Annotated in this window: 12 protein-coding genes and 1 pseudogene; 9 read left to right on the forward strand and 4 right to left on the reverse strand. The window is 67.4% G+C overall.

Going from position 1 to position 17,822, the window contains the following annotated elements:
* Nucleotides 1–87: 87 nt before the first annotated feature.
* From ACUCV0_RS21290 to ACUCV0_RS21300, 3 genes are all read left to right on the forward strand, one after another.
* A complete protein-coding gene (locus tag ACUCV0_RS21290; protein ID WP_454253085.1) occupies nt 88–765 on the forward strand; it encodes a response regulator transcription factor in 678 nt (225 codons plus the stop codon).
* Nucleotides 743–2,116: a sensor histidine kinase gene (locus tag ACUCV0_RS21295; protein WP_482213604.1), complete on the forward strand. Its 1,374-nt coding sequence runs from the start codon at nt 743–745 to the stop codon at nt 2,114–2,116. The genes ACUCV0_RS21290 and ACUCV0_RS21295 overlap by 23 nt, the downstream gene beginning before the upstream one ends.
* A 121-nt stretch (nt 2,117–2,237) precedes the next feature.
* Complete coding sequence (locus ACUCV0_RS21300; RefSeq protein WP_482213645.1) at nt 2,238–3,395, forward strand: D-alanyl-D-alanine carboxypeptidase family protein; 1,158 nt, start codon at nt 2,238–2,240, stop codon at nt 3,393–3,395.
* A 15-nt stretch (nt 3,396–3,410) separates the two neighbouring features.
* Here ACUCV0_RS21300 and ACUCV0_RS21305 read toward each other — a convergent pair whose 3' ends face one another.
* Nucleotides 3,411–4,376, reverse strand: coding sequence for an alpha/beta hydrolase (locus tag ACUCV0_RS21305; RefSeq protein WP_482213605.1), 966 nt, complete (start codon nt 4,374–4,376; stop codon nt 3,411–3,413).
* Between the two features lie 276 nt (nt 4,377–4,652).
* Between ACUCV0_RS21305 and ACUCV0_RS21310 the strand changes: the two genes are divergently transcribed.
* Both ACUCV0_RS21310 and ACUCV0_RS21315 read left to right on the forward strand, forming a co-directional pair.
* Entirely contained in the window at nt 4,653–5,636 is a 984-nt protein-coding gene (locus ACUCV0_RS21310) for a helix-turn-helix transcriptional regulator (protein ID WP_482213606.1), read from the forward strand.
* Nucleotides 5,637–5,819: 183 nt separating this feature from the next.
* A complete protein-coding gene (locus tag ACUCV0_RS21315) occupies nt 5,820–6,665 on the forward strand; it encodes a SphA family protein (RefSeq protein ID WP_434776626.1) in 846 nt (281 codons plus the stop codon).
* Here ACUCV0_RS21315 and ACUCV0_RS21320 read toward each other — a convergent pair.
* The gene (locus tag ACUCV0_RS21320; protein WP_482213607.1) at nt 6,662–9,577 is read right to left on the reverse strand and encodes a PAS domain-containing hybrid sensor histidine kinase/response regulator; all 2,916 of its coding nucleotides are present in this window, start codon (nt 9,575–9,577) and stop codon (nt 6,662–6,664) included. The genes ACUCV0_RS21315 and ACUCV0_RS21320 overlap by 4 nt on opposite strands.
* Nucleotides 9,578–9,969: 392 nt before the next feature.
* Here ACUCV0_RS21320 and ACUCV0_RS21325 point away from each other — a divergent pair, with 392 nt between their 5' ends.
* Nucleotides 9,970–11,286, forward strand: a complete 1,317-nt coding sequence (locus tag ACUCV0_RS21325; RefSeq protein WP_482213608.1) for an APC family permease — start codon at nt 9,970–9,972, stop codon at nt 11,284–11,286.
* Between the two features lie 21 nt (nt 11,287–11,307).
* On the opposite strand, the gene ACUCV0_RS21330 is transcribed toward ACUCV0_RS21325, so the two are convergent.
* The gene (locus ACUCV0_RS21330) at nt 11,308–14,388 is read right to left on the reverse strand and encodes a hybrid sensor histidine kinase/response regulator (protein WP_482213609.1); all 3,081 of its coding nucleotides are present in this window, start codon (nt 14,386–14,388) and stop codon (nt 11,308–11,310) included.
* Nucleotides 14,389–14,613: 225 nt separating this feature from the next.
* Between ACUCV0_RS21330 and ACUCV0_RS21335 the strand changes: the two are divergent.
* The 3 genes and pseudogenes from ACUCV0_RS21335 to ACUCV0_RS21345 all read left to right on the forward strand — a co-directional run.
* Nucleotides 14,614–15,378, forward strand: a pseudogene (locus ACUCV0_RS21335) (MCP four helix bundle domain-containing protein); the annotation flags it as partial.
* Between the two features lie 66 nt (nt 15,379–15,444).
* Complete coding sequence (locus ACUCV0_RS21340; protein WP_482213646.1) at nt 15,445–16,233, forward strand: methyl-accepting chemotaxis protein; 789 nt, start codon at nt 15,445–15,447, stop codon at nt 16,231–16,233.
* A 155-nt stretch (nt 16,234–16,388) separates the two neighbouring features.
* A complete protein-coding gene (locus ACUCV0_RS21345; protein WP_482213610.1) occupies nt 16,389–16,697 on the forward strand; it encodes a hypothetical protein in 309 nt (102 codons plus the stop codon).
* Here the strand turns inward: ACUCV0_RS21345 and ACUCV0_RS21350 are convergent.
* Nucleotides 16,694–17,611, reverse strand: coding sequence for a GGDEF domain-containing protein (locus ACUCV0_RS21350; protein ID WP_482213611.1), 918 nt, complete (start codon nt 17,609–17,611; stop codon nt 16,694–16,696). The genes ACUCV0_RS21345 and ACUCV0_RS21350 overlap by 4 nt on opposite strands.
* Nucleotides 17,612–17,822 lie beyond the last annotated feature (211 nt).

Below are 17,822 nucleotides of genomic sequence, written 5' to 3' on the forward strand. Positions count from 1 at the left end.
GGATGAAGAAAAATTTAATTTATTACCCTGGAGGTTTTCCCTAGGCTGTGCGGTCCGCCAGACCGGGCGCCAGATCCAGAGGCCATCATGACCCAGGCTTTGGTCATCGAAGACGACGAGGTGACCGCCCACGCCATCGCCAGCGAATTGCAGGCGCAAGACTATCAGGTACGCTGGGAACGCACCGGCCGCGACGGCCTGGCCGCGGCCATCGCCGGCGGCCACGACATCATCACCCTCGACCGCATGCTACCGGACTTCGATGGCCTGACCATCGTCAGCACCCTGCGGGGTCTTGGCATCGCTACCCCGGTGCTCATGCTCAGCGCCCTGTCCGATGTCGACGAACGCGTCCGCGGCCTGAGATGCGGCGGTGACGACTACCTGACCAAGCCGTTTTCCCTGGTGGAAATGATGGCCCGGCTGGAGGCGCTGTTGCGGCGGCCGGCCGTGCCATCCGCCAGTCACCAGCTGCGGGTCGGCGAGCTGACCCTGGATTTGATCGAGAACACCCTGACCCGCGCCGGAGAGGCCATCGCCCTGTTGCCCACCGAATTCAAGATCCTCACCTACCTGATGCGCAACGCGGGCCAACTGGTCACCCGCACCATGCTCTTCGAGCAGGTCTGGGGCTATCACTTCGATCCGGGCACCAACATCATCGATGTGCACATGGGCCGCCTGCGACGCAAGATCGAGGGGGCAGGGCGGCCACTGGTGCACACGGTACGCGGGGCCGGCTATGTCCTCGTCGCCCAGGACTAGACGATGGCGCTCGGGCAGCAGTCGCCTGCTGGCCCTCTATGCGCTGTTCTTTGCCGCCTGGGGTGCGGTCTTCACCGGGGTGCTCTACTGGCAGATCTCCAACTACCTCGGCGCCGTGGCGGAGCGCACCCTGCTGCAACGGGCGCATTACTACCGCAAGGTCGCCGACCGTGACCTGCTGGGTGAGCTGCAGGCCAGCGAGGTCTTTTCCATGCCCGGTATCGACGCCTACGGCCTGTTCGAGGCCGATGGCCGCTATATCGCCGGCAGCCTGGTGAAGCTCCTGCGCAACCTGCCGGACGACGGCCAGGTGCACTATCTGCAGCGTGGCCTCAGGACCACCGATGCCCTGGACGAGACGCGCAGCAGCCACGCCTTCCTGCAGCGCCGCGCGGACGGCCGCATCCTGGTGCTGGCGCGCGATGGCGGCTCGATCTCCGCGGTAGGCGGCATCATCGGCCAGGCGCTGTTCTGGGGGCTGTCGCTGACCCTGATACCCGGCCTGGTGGGCTGGCACCTATTGCGGCGGCGCCCGCTACGACGGGTGGAACGGCTGCAGCGCAGCCTGGAGCGGATCGTCGCCGGTCATCTGGAGGAGCGCCTGCCGCTGTCGTCTCGGCATGACGAGCTGGACATGCTGGCCGATGCGGTCAACACCACCCTGGCCCAGCTGGAGCGTTCGATGCACGAGGTGAAAGGGGTCTGCGACGGCATCGCCCATGACCTGCGCACCCCACTGACGCGATTGCGGGCGCGACTGCACCAATTGCAGCAGCTGCCGTTGGCGGCGCCTCAAGCCGACAGCCTGGGCGAGGCACTGGCCGAGACCGAGGCCATCATGTCGCGCTTCCAGGGCCTGCTGCGCATCTCCGAACTGGAGGACACCCGCCGGCGCATGGCCTTCGCCCCTCTGGACCTGGCCGCGCTGCTGCGCCAGGCCCATGATTTCTACGAGCCCCTGGCCCAGGAAAAGGCCCAGACCTTGAGTCTGGAACTGGGCGAGGAACTGCCGGAGGTGCAGGGCGACGCCGAGTTGCTGTTCGAGGCGCTGGTGAATCTGCTGGACAACGCCCTCAAGTTCGCCCCCCAGGGTGGGCAGGTGCGCCTGGTGGCGCGCGGGGTCGGCACCGCGGTGCGCATCGAGGTGATCGACGACGGCCCCGGCATCCCCGAAGCCGAGCGGGAGAGCGTGCTGCGCCGGCTCTACCGTGGCGATGCCAGTCGCCAGCAGCCAGGCTACGGTCTGGGCCTGTCGCTGGTGGCGGCCATCGTCCGGCTGCACGGGTTCCACCTGAGCATCGCGGCAGCTGAGCCGGTGGGCGCCCGGGTGGTCATCGCCACCGCCGACTGAGCGTCGGCGGTGGGGCCTTCCTAAATTTTTCTTCACTTTCCTTCATTTGAGACCGGGGCAGGGCTTGCCTAGGGTGGCGACCCCTCCTGCCGATCCGGATTTGCCGCTCGTGAAACGCCCCTTGCTCTTTCTCGGCCTCGCCGCCCTGGGTCTCACCTGGCTCGGCCAGGTCGAGGCTGCGCCTACCGCCTCCGTCCTGATTCCCTCGCCACCCCAGCTCTCGGCCAAGGCCTGGGTGCTGATGGATGCCACCACCGGCCAGGTGATCGCCGAGGAAGACTCCCATGAGCACCTGCCACCCGCCAGCCTGACCAAGCTGATGACCGTGTATGTGGCGACCCGCGATATCCAGGCCGGCCAGCTCAAGGCCGACGACAAGGTCACCGTCAGCGAGCACGCCTGGCGGACCGAGGGCTCGCGGATGTTTCTCGATCCGCGCACCCCGGTGTCGGTGCACGATCTCCTGCAGGGCATCGTCATCGATTCGGGCAACGATGCCAGCGTGGCGCTGGCCGAACATATCGCCGGCAGCAACGACAGCTTCGCCAGCCTGATGAACGCCACTGCCCAGCGCCTCGGCCTGCACGACAGCCATTTCATGAATCCCACCGGGCTGCCCAATCCCGAGCACTTCTCCTCGCCCTACGACATGGCGCTGCTGGCCCGCGCCATCATCCAGGACGAGTCGGCCTACTATGAGCTCTACGCCAAGAAATACTTCACCTGGAACGGTATCCGCCAGCCCAATCGCAATCTGCTGCTCTGGCGCGATCCCAGCGTGGACGGCCTCAAGACCGGCCACACCGAGGCCGCTGGCTATTGCATGGTGACCTCGGCACTGCGCGACGGGCGCCGGCTGATCACCGCGGTGTTCGGTTCCAATTCGATCAACAATCGTGCCGCCGATACCCAGAAGCTGCTGACCTATGGTTTTCGCTTCTTCGACAACCTGACCGTCGACAAGGCCGGCGCGACCCTGGGTACCCCGGCGGTCTGGGAGGGGGATCGTTCCAGCGTGCCGGTGGGCGTGACTCAGGACGTGGTCCTCACCCAACCCAAGGGCCAGCAGCCCCCACAGCACCGCCTGGTGCTGAACGAGCCGCTGGTGGCACCCATCGCCGAGGGCGCGGTGGTGGGGCAACTGGAGCTGCTGGATGGCGAGCGAATCCTGCAGACCCGCCCGCTGGTAGCCCTGGAGGCGGTGGAGCAGGGCGGCTGGTGGTCACGCTGGCCCCAGCACCTCTATCGTCTGGTGCTGCACTGGCTGGGACGGATCTAGGTGGGGCCGCGGGGCTTAGACCTGGTGCTGCAGGTGCTCGCGCAGGAAGGCATTGGTCCGCGCCAGGGTCCAGCGCACCCCTGGCAGCACGCCGAGCATCTCGATGAAGCCATGGATCATGCCGGGCAGCTCGTGATACTCCACGGCGTTGCCAGCACCGATCAGCGCCTGGGCATAGAGGCGGGCGTCGTCGCGCAGGGCATCGCATTCGGCGCCAAAGATCAGCGCTGGCGGCAGAGTGGCGTGGGAGGAGGCATACAGGGGTGACACCCGCGGATCGCGGGTATCCACGTCCTGCAGGTACATGCCGGAGAAATAGTCCATCATCGGCCGGGTCAGCGGCGGGACCTGGGCATTCTCGATCCGGGAGGGGTGATTCCAGGCCTCGGGGGTGTTGTCGACCCCGGGATAGATCAGCACCTGGGCCCTGAGCGTGAGGGGTCCTTCGCGCAGGTGCAGGGCGGCCATGGCGGCCAGGCCACCGCCGGCGCTGTCGCCGGCTACGGCGACGCGGTCGAGATCGAGGTGGAAGGCGCTGCCGGCGTCGGCCAGCCAGCGCAGGACGGCCAGGACATCATCGGGGCTGGCCGGCGCCGGATGTTCCGGGGCGAGGGCATAGTGCACCGCCAGCACCGCGCAGTCGGTGCCCAGGGCAATCTGTCGGCAGAGCGAATCATGGCTGTCCAGGTCGCCGATCACCCAGCCGCCCCCATGCAGATAGACCACCAGCGGGCGCGGCCGGTCGTCTTCCGCATAGGGTCGATAGAGGCGCAGCGGGATGGGCCCCAGGGGACCGGGCGCGCTCAGCGCCTCGACCCGCGCCACCGGAGCCGGCGGCAGACCGAGTGCACGACTCATCTGCACATAGGCGGCGCGCGCGTCCTGCGGCGTGAGGCTGTCCATTGGCGGCTGCGGCTGGGCCGCCAACTGCGCCAGCAGCTGGGCGACTTCCGGGGTGAGGCGCGCGAAGGCGTCTGGCATGGGCTTCTCCTGAATGTCGGGGCGCCAGGGTGGACGCCGAGTCGCTGCCAGCCTCGCCGGCGGGCGTGGACCGGTCTATCGATCAGATGAACGATGGTCGCCCGTCAGGGACCTCCGCTATCGCGCGGCCGTTGCGCTGGCACGCGGGTAGCAGAGGGCTACCTATCCTGCATCTGAACGATAGGCGCGCCGCCCCGCTACGGTAAACTCGGACCCCAAGCCGGGCCCTCCTGGGGCCGGCGTTCTACCCAAGACAATCACAACAATGGGGGTAGCATGGCTCAGTCAGCCGCCGTTTCCTGCAGTGTGCCCGCCGAGGTGGTCGCTCGCTTCAGTGAGGTCGTCCTGGCCCTGCAGTCCCGTCTGCGCGGCGGGGCCATCACCGAATTCCATGCTCAGGCCCTGGAGCAACTGCAGCGCCTGGTCGCCTTCGACAAGGCCTGGTGGGGCAACTCCACCTGGCGTGACGGGGTGCCGGTGGCGCACAGCGCCTTCCTGCTGGGGCTGCCCAGCGCCTATACCCGGGAATGGGACGCCCTCAAGGCCGACGACCACGACCTCGGCGAGCTGCACCAGGAGCAGGGGCGCTGCCAGGTGTTCGACTGCCATGACGCAACGGCCTCGCCGGCGCTGGCTGCCCTGGGGCAACGCTATGGTCTGGCCCAGGGCCTGCGCATCGTGCTAACCGACGACCAGACCCGCCTGGGTGTGCACCTCACCTTGTTCCGCGCTACCCCCTTCACCGTCCTGGAATGCCAACTGGTGGAATGGCTGATGCCGCACCTGCTGCACGCCGAGCGCGAGAGTTGCCTGCGTACCCTGGCGACCCTGAGGGACAGTGGCGGCAGCTTCGACGAACTGGCCCTGGCGGTGTGCGATCGCTACGGCGTGCTGCTGTCCATGGAGCCGGGTTTCGCCGCCTTGCTGGCAGCGGAATGGGAGGGCTGGCAGGGCAACCGGCTGCCACCCGCCTGTGCACCCCAGCACAGCTACCAGGGCCGGACCCTGCAGCTGGACGCCCAGCCGCTGGGCGACCTCTTGCTGCTCAAGGCGCGCCGGCGCAGTTCGGCGGAGCGGCTCAGTGCCCGCGAACTGGAAGTGGCCCAGTGTTTCGCCCTGGGCCAGACCTACAAGGAAGTCGCCCGCACCCTGGGTATGGCTCCGGCCACGGTGCGCCATCACCTGAGGCGGATCTACGAAAAGCTCGGCGTCAATCGCAAGGCGCAGATCGCCCAGCAGGTCGCTGCCGCGCCGGACTGATCCCACTCCCGTTCTGACCCTTTCGCCAAGACCGGGCGCCCCGCGCGCCTGGTGAGGCCTCGCTCGCCCGCTCGAACGTCTTGAGGAGCCTTTACCATGCCTTCGCCCGGAGTTCTGACTCGCGCCGCCGTCCTGTCCCTCGTTGCGCTGGCCGCCCCCATCACCCATGCCACCGAGAAGGGCATGCCGACCACGGCGGCCGGGGTGCAGGACTTCGGGGCCGGCTTCATGCCGCCGACGACGCCCTTCGGCACGGTCGGCATGCGCATCAGCGACTACCAGGCGCGGGTGATCAGGGACAGCCACGGCAAGGACAATGGCAATGACTTCAACATCAACGTCCTGGCCATCGGCCTGGCCTATCTGCGCATGACCGACCAGCAGCTGCTCGGCGCGCGCTACGGCTTTGGCGCGGTCTCGGTGTTCTTTCGCATGGACGCCGACCTCGGCATCGACGCGGGCGGGCAGCGGGTATTCAGCGACAGCGCCGAGCTGTTCCGCCCGGCGGACGTGCAACTGATCCCCTTGATCCTCGACTGGCGGCCGGCGCCAGGGGTGGGGATCAATACCCAGCTGTCTATCCAGGCGCCCACCGGCGACTACGACAAGGACCGCCTGGTCAGCCCCGGCACCAACCACTGGACGGTCTCGCCGATCCTCAACGCCAGCTACATCAGCCCGAGCGGGCTGGAGCTGTCGTCCAGCTTCCAGCTCGACATCAATGCGCGCAACGCGGCCACCGACTACCGCAGCGGGGTGGAGTATCGCCACGAGTTCGCCGTGGGCCAGCATGTCGGCGACTGGACCCTGGGCCTGGGTGGCTACTATTACCGCCAGCTCAGTGACGACGACGCCCCGGGCCTGACCCGTGGCAATCGCGCACGGGTGCTGGCACTGGGCCCGGCGGTAAGCTTCTTCCAGCCCACCTCGGGGCTGCCGGCCATCTGGCTGCACGCCTACAAGGAATTCGAGGCGCGCAACCGGGCGGAGGGCTATACCGTGGCGCTGCGCATCGGCGCCAGCTTCTAGCCGAGCATGTCGCGGACGCGGCTGATCAGGTGGTCGACGGCGAAGGGCTTGGTGAGGATCTCCATGCCGGGGTCCAGATGCCCGTTGCCGATGGCGGCGTTCTCCGCGTAGCCGGTGATGAACAGCGTCTTGAGACCGGGGCGCGACTGGCGTCCCGCTTCAGCCATCTGCCGACCGTTCATGCCGCCGGGCAGGCCGACGTCGGTGATCAGCAGGTCGAGGTGGACGTCCGACTGCAGGATCTTCAAGCCGGTCAGACTGTCACCCGCCTCGATGACGGCATAGCCGAGGTCTTCGAGGATATCCATGACCAGCATCCGCACCGTCGGCTCGTCGTCGACGATGAGCACCGTTTCACCCTGGGCGGCGCCGGCTACGTCCAGGCGCGCCGCCAGGCCCTCATCGGCCGGCATCTCGCCGAAGTAGCGCGGCAGGTAGATGCACAGGGTGGTGCCCTGGCCGACCTCGGAGTAGAGCCGTACCTGGCCGCCCGACTGGCGAGCGAAGCCATAGATCATCGACAGGCCCAGGCCGGTGCCCTGGCCGATGGGCTTGGTGGTGAAGAAGGGCTCGAACACCCGGGCGGCGACCTCGGGCGGGATGCCTACCCCGGTATCCGTCACGGACAGCGACAGGTACTGGCCCTCCGGCAGGTCCTGGGCGCGGGCCGCCTCCCGATCCATCCAGCGGTTGGCGGTCTCGATGGTGATGCGGCCGCCCTCGGGCATGGCATCGCGGGCGTTGATACAGAGGTTGAGCAGCGAATTCTCCAGCTGGCTCGGGTCCACCAGTGCCGGCCACAGGGCGGCGGCGCCGACGGTTTCGACCTGGATGCCCGGGCCCACGGTGCGCTGGATGAGTTCGGTGAGGCCATTGATCAGCTGATTGACGTCGACCGGACGCGGCGCCAGGGTCTGCCGACGGGAAAAGGCCAGCAGGCGGTGGGTGAGGGCGGCGGCGCGTTTGGCGGCACCCTGGGCGGCGACCAGATAGCGATCCAGGTCGCGCAGCCGGCCCTGGGCGATGCGCGTTTCCATCAACTCCAGGGCGCCGGAGATGCCGGCCAGCAGGTTGTTGAAGTCGTGAGCCAGGCCCCCCGTCAGTTGGCCGACGGCTTCCATCTTCTGCGACTGGCGCAGCTTTTCCTCGGCCTGCATCAGCTCGGCGGAGCGCTCGGCCACGCGGATCTCCAGGGTATCGTTGAGGGCGCGCAGGGCCGCCAGGGCCTTGTCGCGCTCCGCCTCGATGGCCCGGCGTTCCTCCACGTCGATGAGCACCCCGGGAAAGCGCAGCGGCGTCCCTTCGGCATCATGGTCGACCCGGCCGTTGGCCTCGATCCAGTAATAGTGGCCGTCAGCCCGGCGCACGCGGTACTGATGGGCAAAGGGGCCGCCCTGGGCGACGACCACCCCGATGGCCCGGGCGAGGCCCTCCTTGTCGTCCGGATGGACGTTGCTCACCACCTGGGTGAGATTCAGGCCGTCCAGGCCCAGCTGCGGATCGAGCCCGAATACCGTGGCGAAGGCTTCGTCCACCGTGAAGCTGTCGCTGGGCAGGTCCCAGTGCCAGGTGCCGATGATGGCGCCAGCGGAGAGAGCCAATTGCACCCGCTCGATGTTCTGGCGGGCCAGGGCCTCGCTGATGCGCAGGCGCTCCTGGGCATTACGCCGCTCGGTGACGTCACTGAACAGGATGGCGATCTGGCGCTCGTCCGGGTCGCCCACCCGCACGGCGCGCACGTCGAACCAGCGCTCGAAGGTGTTGGCGTAGTTCTCGAAGGTCGCCGGCTCGCCGGTCTTGGCCACGTGGCCATAGGTGTCGAACCAGAATTGCTCCAGGTTGGGCGCGAATTCGGTGACCCATTTGCCCCGCAGGTTGACGCCGGCCTGGCGCTCGAACGCCGGGTTGGCTTCGAGGAAACGGTAGTCGATGGGTTTGTCGTCGGCATCGAACTTGACCTGGACGATGGCGAAGGCCGAGCCGATGGTCTCGATGATGGCGCGAAAGCGTTCTTCGCTCTTGCGCAGCGCGGTCTGCGCCAGTTGCAGCTGACTCATGTCCAGCATGGCGCCGATCATGCGCGTGGGGCGCCCATAGGTATCGCGGATCACCCGACCGCGGTCGAACACCAGGGCATAGGAGCCATCCGCCCGCAGGAAGCGATACTCGTCGGTCCACACCACCCCATCGCCGTCGATCACGCCATGGATGGACGCATCGATCCGCGCGCGATCATCCGGATGGATCTGCTCGAGCCACCAGGTCCCAGTGGATGCCAGATGTTCCGGCAGGTGGCCATAGGCGGCGGTCAGGGCTTCGTTCCAGCGTATCTGGCCCGAGCTGAAGTCCCAGTCCCAGATGGCGTCGTTGGTCGCTTCGGCGACCAGCCGGTAGCGCTCCTGGGTTTCCTTGAGCGCCTGGCCCGCCAGGTGTTCGACGGTGCGGTCGCGCAGGATCTTGACGAAGCCGAGCGGCTCGCCGTCGTCATCGGTGAGGGCCATCATCTCGCCGGAGGCCCAGAAGCGCTGGCCGTCCTGGCGCAGGTGCCAGCGTTCGTCCAGGGCGCTGCCGTCGCGCAGGGCCTTGGCCATCTCGTACTCGGCACGATGGTTGGCGCAGTCTTCGGGCGTGAAGAAGCGCGAGGCGTCCTGGCCGATCATCTCTTCGGCGGTCCAGCCCATGACCTGTTCGGCACCCGGATTCCAGTCGGTGATGCGGCCATCGCGATCGCTGACCACGATGGCGAACTGAGTCGTGCTCTCCAGCACCGCCCGGCTGCGGGCCTTGCTCAGGCGGCCGCGCTCGTCCCTTGGCGAGGCAGGTGTGGAATTGGCCTGCAGCGCCTCGCGTAGCCGGAGCACTTCAGCTTCCAGCTCTTCGCGGGTCAGCGTGGCCAGGGGTACCTCATTCATCGCGCTGGGGACCTCTCGGAATCCATTGACGGGGCGTTCGACCATACAAACCGCGCAGTGTGTCCGCACGGCGCGGAGCAGAAAAGCCCTCGCCGCTGATCGGCGGTTTGCTGGGGTACCGATCTCCCTGGAGGACCTGGTCGAAGCGGGCAGGGCAGCGAAGCGGCCAGCTGGCTTAAATAGTAGCGCTAGAGCCGTGCGAGTGGCGGAAACCGTCTGGTTGCACGGACCTGGCCGAAAGGAGCCGCGTGGCGTCCCTCTGCGCCGTGGCGACCAGACGTACGGTGCCTGGCCTGGAACCCGGTCGCCACCCCGGCTCTCTACGAAGGCACGGGGCAGTCGTCACGACCGTCAAGGACCCCGCAGCCCCCTGACTCAGGAGCACCACCCGCATGGCCACCGAATCCTCTTCCGCACCGGCGGCGCTACGCCGCGCCATCACCCTGCCGATGCTGCTGTTCTTCATCCTTGGCGATGTGCTGGGGGCGGGCGTCTACGCCCTGGCCGGCACCATCGCCGGACGGGTTGGCGGGGCCATCTGGGCGCCGCTGTTGATCGCCCTGCTGTTCGCGCTGCTCACCGCCGCCTCCTATGCCGAACTGGTCACCAAGTATCCCAAGGCCGGTGGGGCGGCAGTGTTCGCCGAACGGGCCTTCGGGCGGCCCTGGCTATCCTTCCTGGTGGGTTTCTCGATGCTGGCCGCCGGGGTCACCAGCGCCGCGGGGTTGGCGGTGGCCTTTGCCGGTGGCTATCTGCAGGCACTGGTGCCCTGGCCCGCCAGCTGGGTCGGCCTGGGCTTTCTGCTGCTGATAGGCCTGCTCAATGCCCGCGGCATCAAGGAGTCGCTGTCGGTCAACCTAGTGATGACCCTGATCGAGCTGTCAGGCCTGGTGATCGTCGTCGCGGCGGCGGCCTGGTTCGTCGCCCAGGGGCAGGCCGAGCCTGCGCGCCTGCTGGAAGTGGATGCGCCTTCCGCCACCGTGGCCATTCTCAGTGCGTCGCTGTTGGCCTTTTATTCCTTCGTCGGTTTCGAGACCTCGGCCAACCTGGCTGAAGAGGTGCGGGACGTGAGTCGCGTCTATCCGCGTGCCCTGTTCGGCGCCTTGATCATCGCCGGCATCGTCTACCTGCTGGTAGGGGCAGGCGCCGCTCTGGTGCTGCCGGTCGACCAGCTCAAGGCGTCGGGCGCGCCGCTGATGGACGTGCTCGGCGCTTCGGGCCTGGGCGTGCCGACCCGGCTGTTCGCGGTCATCGCCTTGATCGCGGTGGCCAACGGCGCCCTGCTGACCATGATCATGGCCAGCCGCCTGGCCTATGGCATGGCCCGCCAGGGGCTGCTGCCCGGGGTACTCGGGCAGGTGCTGCCGCGGCGGCAGACGCCTGGCGTAGCCATCCTCGCCACGACGGCGGTGGCCATCGCCCTGACCTACACCAGCACCCTGGACGTGCTGGCCGAAACCGTGGTGCTGCTGCTTCTGGTGGTATTCATCAGCACCAACCTGGCGGTACTGGTGCTCAAACGCGATCGCGTCGAGCATCCGCATTTCCGGGTGCACTGGGTCTTTCCGGTGCTGGCCCTGGCTTCCTGTGTGCTACTGATCGCCCAGCAGGGCGCGGCGACCTGGCTGCGTGCCGGCGTCCTGCTGCTGGTCGGCGGCGTGCTCTATGGCCTGACCCGGCTGGCCGGAACGCGTCGGGTCGCGGCCTGAGGTCCGCGGACTTTCACGCGATCAGGAGGCAACCAGCTCATAGAGCGTCTGCATGTCGGCGGGCTTGGTCAGGTGATGATCGAAGCCCGCGGCCAGGGCATCGGCCTTGTCCTGCGCCTGGCCCCAGCCGGTCATGGCGATCAGCTTGACCGCCTGGCCCGCGGCGGTCTCGCGGATCGCCCGGGCCAGTTGATGACCAGTCAGGCCCGGCATGCCGATGTCGGAGATGACGATGTCGGGGTGATAACTCTGGAAGCTGTCCAGGGCCTGCTGACCGTCGTAGGCGATTCGCACCTGATGACCGTCCAGCTCCAGCAGTTCGGCGATGGTGTTGGCGATGTCGGGATTGTCGTCCGCAACCAGGATCCGGCGGACGACTGGGGCCGCGGGCTCCAGCTCGGGCGCTGCCGGCAGGGCGGACGGCGGCGCGACCGTGACCGGCAGGGTCACGGTGAAGCGGCTGCCTTGGCCGAGTCCGGCGCTGTCGGCGGTGATGTCGCCCCCCTGCAGCCGCGCCAGTTCCCGGGAAAGCGCCAGGCCGATGCCCAGCCCCGGCGAGCGCTCCGTCAGCCGCGGGTCGACCTGACCGAACATCTGGAACAGGGCATCCAGGCGTTCCGGCGCTATGCCGATGCCGTTGTCGGCGATCTCCACCCGGACCTCGTCGGCGCGCTCCCGGACGGCCAGGCTGATCTGCCCATCCACCGGCGTATAGCGAGCCGCATTGCCCAGCAGGTTGAGGAATATCTGCTCCAGGCGCAGTGGATCGGCATAGAGCCAGATGGGCGCCTCGGGCAGTTGCAGGTCGAAGGCCTGCCCCCGCTCCTGCATCAGGGGCAGCGCCGCATCCGCGGTTGCGGCGAGAACGGATTGGAGCGTGACGAACTCCGGGTGCAAGGTGATCCGGCCAAAGGTGAGGCGGGAGATGTCCAGCAGGTCGTTGAGCAGGGCGCCCATGCGCTCCACCTGCCTATCAATGGTCTGGCAGCTGCGACGCTGTTGTTCGGGCGAGGCGGCCGGGGACGCGATCAGCGCCGCCGCATGGCGAATCGGCGCCAGCGGGTTGCGCAGCTCGTGGGCGAGGATGGCGAGGAATTCGTCCTTTTGCCGATCGATGTCCCTCAGCGCCTGTTCCTGCTGCTTGCGCGTACTGATGTCGAGGAACCAGACGGCCACGTTGCCATCGAACGGCGTCGCGCTGACCTGTAGCCAGCTGCTGGTATCCACGACGTCAGGGCCCTGCACCTCGGTGGACCAGGTCGTGTCGCTGCCCAGTCGTTCCTGACAGAGCTGCCGGATGCTGGCGCTGGCCCATGTCAGGCTGCCGTGGGCCTCCGGCTGAGCGAGACCCAGGGTCGCTGCGCCGATGGGATTCAGGTAGTCCCAGGCCAGGGTCGCCCCCGGTGTGGGCACGGCGATGCCAAAGCAGACCTGCGAACTCTCCAGGGCTACCCGCAGGCGTCGTTGGGATCGCTGCGCGGTTTCCTGGCTGCGCGCACGGTCGATCACCAGCACCGCCTTGGAGGCACAGAGATCGGCGAGTCGCTGCTCGCGTGGCGTAGGAGTCCGGGCCGCCGGCAGGTGCACGGTGATGGCTCCAAGGGTGCCATGCAGGGTGCTGCGCAGGGGCACGGCATGCACGGCGGCGAAGCCCAGGCGGCGGCCGACGGTCGCCAAGGCGGAGAATTCGGTCGAGGCCGCGAGTTCGGCCACCACTCGGTCACCGCTGCGAATGGCAGCGCCACAGGCGCTGGCCTCGGGCGGCAGGGCGGCCAACTGCGCGTGGTCCTCGGCCGCGAAGCCTGCGGTGAAATACAGTTGCGGCGGTCCGCCGTCCTCGACCAGGGACACACAGCCGAAGGCCGTCTGATGAAAGCGGCACAGGACATCCAGGATCTCCTGCAACTGCTGTGGCAGCGAAGGGAGTTGCAGCAGGCGATGGTTCAGCCGCTGGAGGACCTCCAGGTCGGCGACCTGCAGCTGCAGCTCCCCCTGGCTCAGCTGCAGACCACGCAGGTAGTCGTCGCGCTGCTCTTCGATCAGCCGGCGCGCTTCGGCGGCGGCCAGCAGCGCCTCGCCTGCCAGCTGGACCTCCAGGACATCGCTGTCGGGCAGTACCGGTGGCAGGCGTTGACCCAGGGCCTCGGCCGCCTTCTGCAGTGCCTGCACCGGGCGGCTGATCCGCCGTGACAGCAGCAGGGCCACCGCCCAGGCGAAGGCCACCGACAGCACCAGCCCGCCGCCATAGAGAGTGAAGGAGCGGATGGCGGCTGCCGACACCTCTTCGGTCGGGATGGCCGTGGTCATGGTCCAGCCGGAATCGGGCAGGCGCACGAAGGCCGTGTAGACGTCATGGCCCTCCCGGGTACGGGAAATGCCGACCCCTTCGTCACCCGGTTGCGCCAGGATCTCTGTCAACCCTGGCAAGGCCCGCTGGCCGAGGGATTCCTCGTGCAAGGCCGTTCGCGCGATGCGAAGACCCTGGCGATCGAACACCGAGCCGACCCAGTCTTTCGGCAGGGTGCGGGTCATACGGGCCGCTCTGATGCTTTCCGGCGTCATCACGGCGGTCAGCACGAAGTTGAGCTGCCCGTCGCGGAGTACCGGTACCCGTATCGGAAAGGCGAACTGCCCGGCGGGTCCGCGGGCCAATTGGCCGATCACCGGCCGGTGCTGGGCGATCACATCGGCAAAGCTGTCCGGTTCGGCCAGGGGGCCCCCAGGTGCCCGATTGTGGGCCGAGATCCGCCGTACGATCTGGCCGTCGGGAGCGGCCAGCAATACCGTCCGCCAGCCCGGGACCAGGGGCAATACCCGTCCGACCTGGGTGGCGAAGTCGTCGAGGTTCTCGTTCAGCAGGGGAGACTCGGCGAGCGCCTGCAGGATGGTCACGGAACGGCGCAATTCGATTTCGATGGTGGTCGCCGCCTGGCGACTGGATTCCAGCGCCCGCTGCTCCGTTTCGCGTTGCTGGTGCTGCACCAGCAGCCAGAGACCGAGGCCGGCCACCAGGGCCAGGGGCACGATCCCCGCGAGAGCGATCGCCAGCAGGCGGTTGCGCAAGGGGACCAGACGCTTGGGGCGAGCGATCGGCGGTGGCATGTCGGTTTCAAAGGCGGAAAGTCGTCATTCTAGCCTGAGCGCCGGTGGCGATTTGCCAGGAATGCACAGTGGTCGGGAAGCTGTCCGACCTCATGGAACCCGCGCCTGCTCTAGCATGCGGCTGGGGCGGTGAATGCCGCTGATCGGCGATGGGTGGCGGTTCAGCTGGCGCCTGGGCCGCCGACCAGAAGGGGTGAACCTGCCTTTCCCTCTCGGAGTTGCGCCATGCGTACCCTGAAATTGTCGGCCCGCTCGGCCGTTTGCTTTGCCACCGTCACCCTGTTGCTGTTGGTGCTTGCTGCCACCTCGGCCCTGGGCCTGAATTCGCTGTACAACGCCGAACAGGACGTTGAAACCAACTGGATGGCCAGCATCGCCCAGACCGGCAAGATGGACACCCTGGTGCTCCGGTTGCGCCTGGAGACGCTGCGCATGGTGGCCTCTGAAGACCAGCAGATGAAACAGACCGCTGCCGCGACCATCGCCCAATCCCGCGGCGACCTGCAACAGGCAGTGGCGGACTATCAGGCGCTGGTTGCCTCGCCGGAAGAGCAGCACCTAGCTGACGCTGTTTCGACCGGGGTCAAGGCCTATGATGCGCGCTTGGATGAGATCCTCAGCATCGCCCGTACCCAACCCGCCAGCGCAGGCACCGTTTTCATCAACGCCAACATTCGCCCGCTGACCAACGACCTGCAAAACAAGATCGTGGCCCTGGGCGACTTCAACCAGCGCGGGGCCAAACAGGCCGGCGCACTGGCGACCCATACCTACAGCCGCAACCTCTGGCTGCTGGGCCTGATCTCGGCCGTGGCCGTGGCCCTGACCGTGGTGCTGGCCGTGCTCTATACCCGCAGCATCCTGCAACCGCTGCGCGAGGTACTCGGGATCAACCGCCGTATCGCCGAGGGTGACCTGCGGGTCGTTGCCGAGGTAAAGGGGCGCGACGAGATGGCCGAGCTCATGCAGGCCACGGTGCAGATGCAGCAGACCCTGCGCGATACCGTCAGCCACATCGGCGAGGCCTCGACGCAACTGGCCTCGGCGGCCGAAGAGATGAACGCGGTGACCGAAGAGGGCAGCCGCGGGCTGCAGCGGCAGAACAGCGAAGTGGAACAGGCGGCGACCGCGGTCAACGAGATGACCGCGGCTGTCGAAGAAGTGGCCCGCAATGCCGCCTCGGCCTCGACCTCGGCGCAGCAGTCGGAGCGGTCGACCGGTCTGGGCGCGGCGCGGGTCACCGAAACCGTCAACGCCATTCACTCGCTGACCGGTACCGTATCCCATACCAGCGAGCAGATCGTCGCGCTGGCCGGGCAGGCCCAGGGTATCGCCACCGTGGTCGACGTGATCCGCGGGATCGCCGAGCAGACCAACCTGTTGGCGCTGAACGCGGCCATTGAGGCCGCCCGGGCGGGTGAACAGGGCCGCGGCTTCGCCGTGGTCGCCGATGAGGTACGCGCCTTGGCCCACCGGACCCAGGAATCCACCCGTGAAATCGAGCAGATGATCGGCGGTATCCAGAGCGGTTCGGAAGGAGCTGTCCAGGCCATGCAGCGCAGCCGCGACGAGGCGAACGCTACCCTGAAGATCGCCAATGAAGCAGGCGCCGCCCTGGAAGAGATCGCGCGCTCGATCACCGAGATCAACGAGCGCAACTTCCTCATCGCCACGGCGTCGGAAGAGCAGGCCCAGGTCGCCCGCTCGGTGGATCAGAACCTGGTCAGCATCCGTGACCTCTCGATCCAGACCTCGGCCGGTGCCCACCAGACTGCCGCGGCCGCTCACGAGGTCTCGCGCCTGGCGGTGGACATGAATCGCCTGGTTGGCCGCTTCTCGGTCTGATCCAGACGCAAAGGTGGTGAAAGGCCCTGCCGAGAGCGTCTCGGCAGGGCCTTTTCGTTTCCGGGCGGCTGGCGGGCAGGGGCTGCAGGACCAACGGGAGGGAACCCATCCGGGGTGCGCCAGGGTCTGCAGCCAATACCCCAGGAGAGACGGCCATGTACCTCGTCCAATTACTGTTACCCCTCAACGACAATGACGGCCAGCGTCTGCCGGATGCACTGTTTCAGGAGGTACGCCAGGTGTTGGTCGAGCGCTTTGGCGGCCTGACGGCCTTCAGCCGGGCTCCGGTCGAAGGCCTGTGCCAGGACGAGGCGGATCAGGTCGAGGACGATGAGTTGCTGGTCTACGAAGTGATGACCGAGGCCCTGGATCGGGCCTGGTGGGACGGCTATCGCCGCCAGCTGGAAACGGCCTTCCGGCAGCGCGAGATCCTGATCCGGGCCCAGCCCACGGAACGACTCTAGGCCTCGTCCAGCACGACCCGCGCGCGCCCAGCTCGCTTGGCCTGGTAAAGAGCGGCGTCCGCCCGGCGGATCAGCTCATGGACACTGAGGCTGCCATCGGTGCAGCGGGCGATGCCGATGGAGGAGGTGGTCCTCAAGGTGACGCCCTGGAGTTGCCAGGACTCCTGCAGGGCGCGGCACAGGCGCTCGGCCATGGACAGGGCGGCAGCGGGCGAGGTATCGCGCAGGAAGACGATGAATTCGTCACCGCCGATGCGGCCGAGCAGATCCCCCTGACGCAAGCAGGCCGTCACCCGGGCGACGAAGGCCACCAGTAGCAGATCGCCGAACTCGTGGCCGAATTCGTCGTTGATGGCCTTGAAGCAGTCTAGGTCCAGGTAGAAGAGGGCACAGGGGCTGTTGGCATCACTGGCTCTATGGCGCGCGATCTGGTCGAGAATGCTGCGTCGGTTGGCCACCCCGGTCAGGGCATCCAGATAGGCCAGGGACTTGTAGCGACTTTCACTCTCCTGCAGGGCTGTCTCGGCCAGTTTGCGCTCGGTGACATTGCGGCTGACGATGGTCAGCAGCCGGCGCTCGCCTTGGGCGTCGAAGTGCGGGGTCTTGACCACTTCCCAGGTATTGATGCGTCCATCGGGGCCCATGAAGGACTTTTCGACCAGCGTGGGCGCGGCGTTCTGCCAGGCGATTTCATCGGTCCGGATGTTGTAGACGAACGCCTCGGCAAAGGCGGGAAAGCGCTCGATCAACTCGGCGTCGGTGACGCCGACGTAGTCGAAGCCGACCATGGCATAGGCTTCGAGCACGATGCGGTTGACGAACAACCAGCGCCCCTGACCGTCCTTGGCGACGATGAACTCCTGAATCGAATCGAGGAGGGCGCGAAGATCGACGTCGGAATCGGCAGGGGACATGGGCAGGGCCTGGAGGTCGTACTAATTGTCAGGCTATCGGCCTGGTACGGCAGGAACTGAGGCCTGTCGTCCGGTCACCCGTCGCCGTGTTGTCGGTGAAAGCAGGGCAGGTCAGCCGATTGGGGCGTTCGCCGACGAATGGCAGGCCGGGCAAGCGTAGGCGTTTGACGGCCTCAAGCGAGACGGCCGGCCCGCATGCCTGGGCCGGTCG

Source organism: Pseudomonas sp. VMV1, from assembly GCF_056790235.1.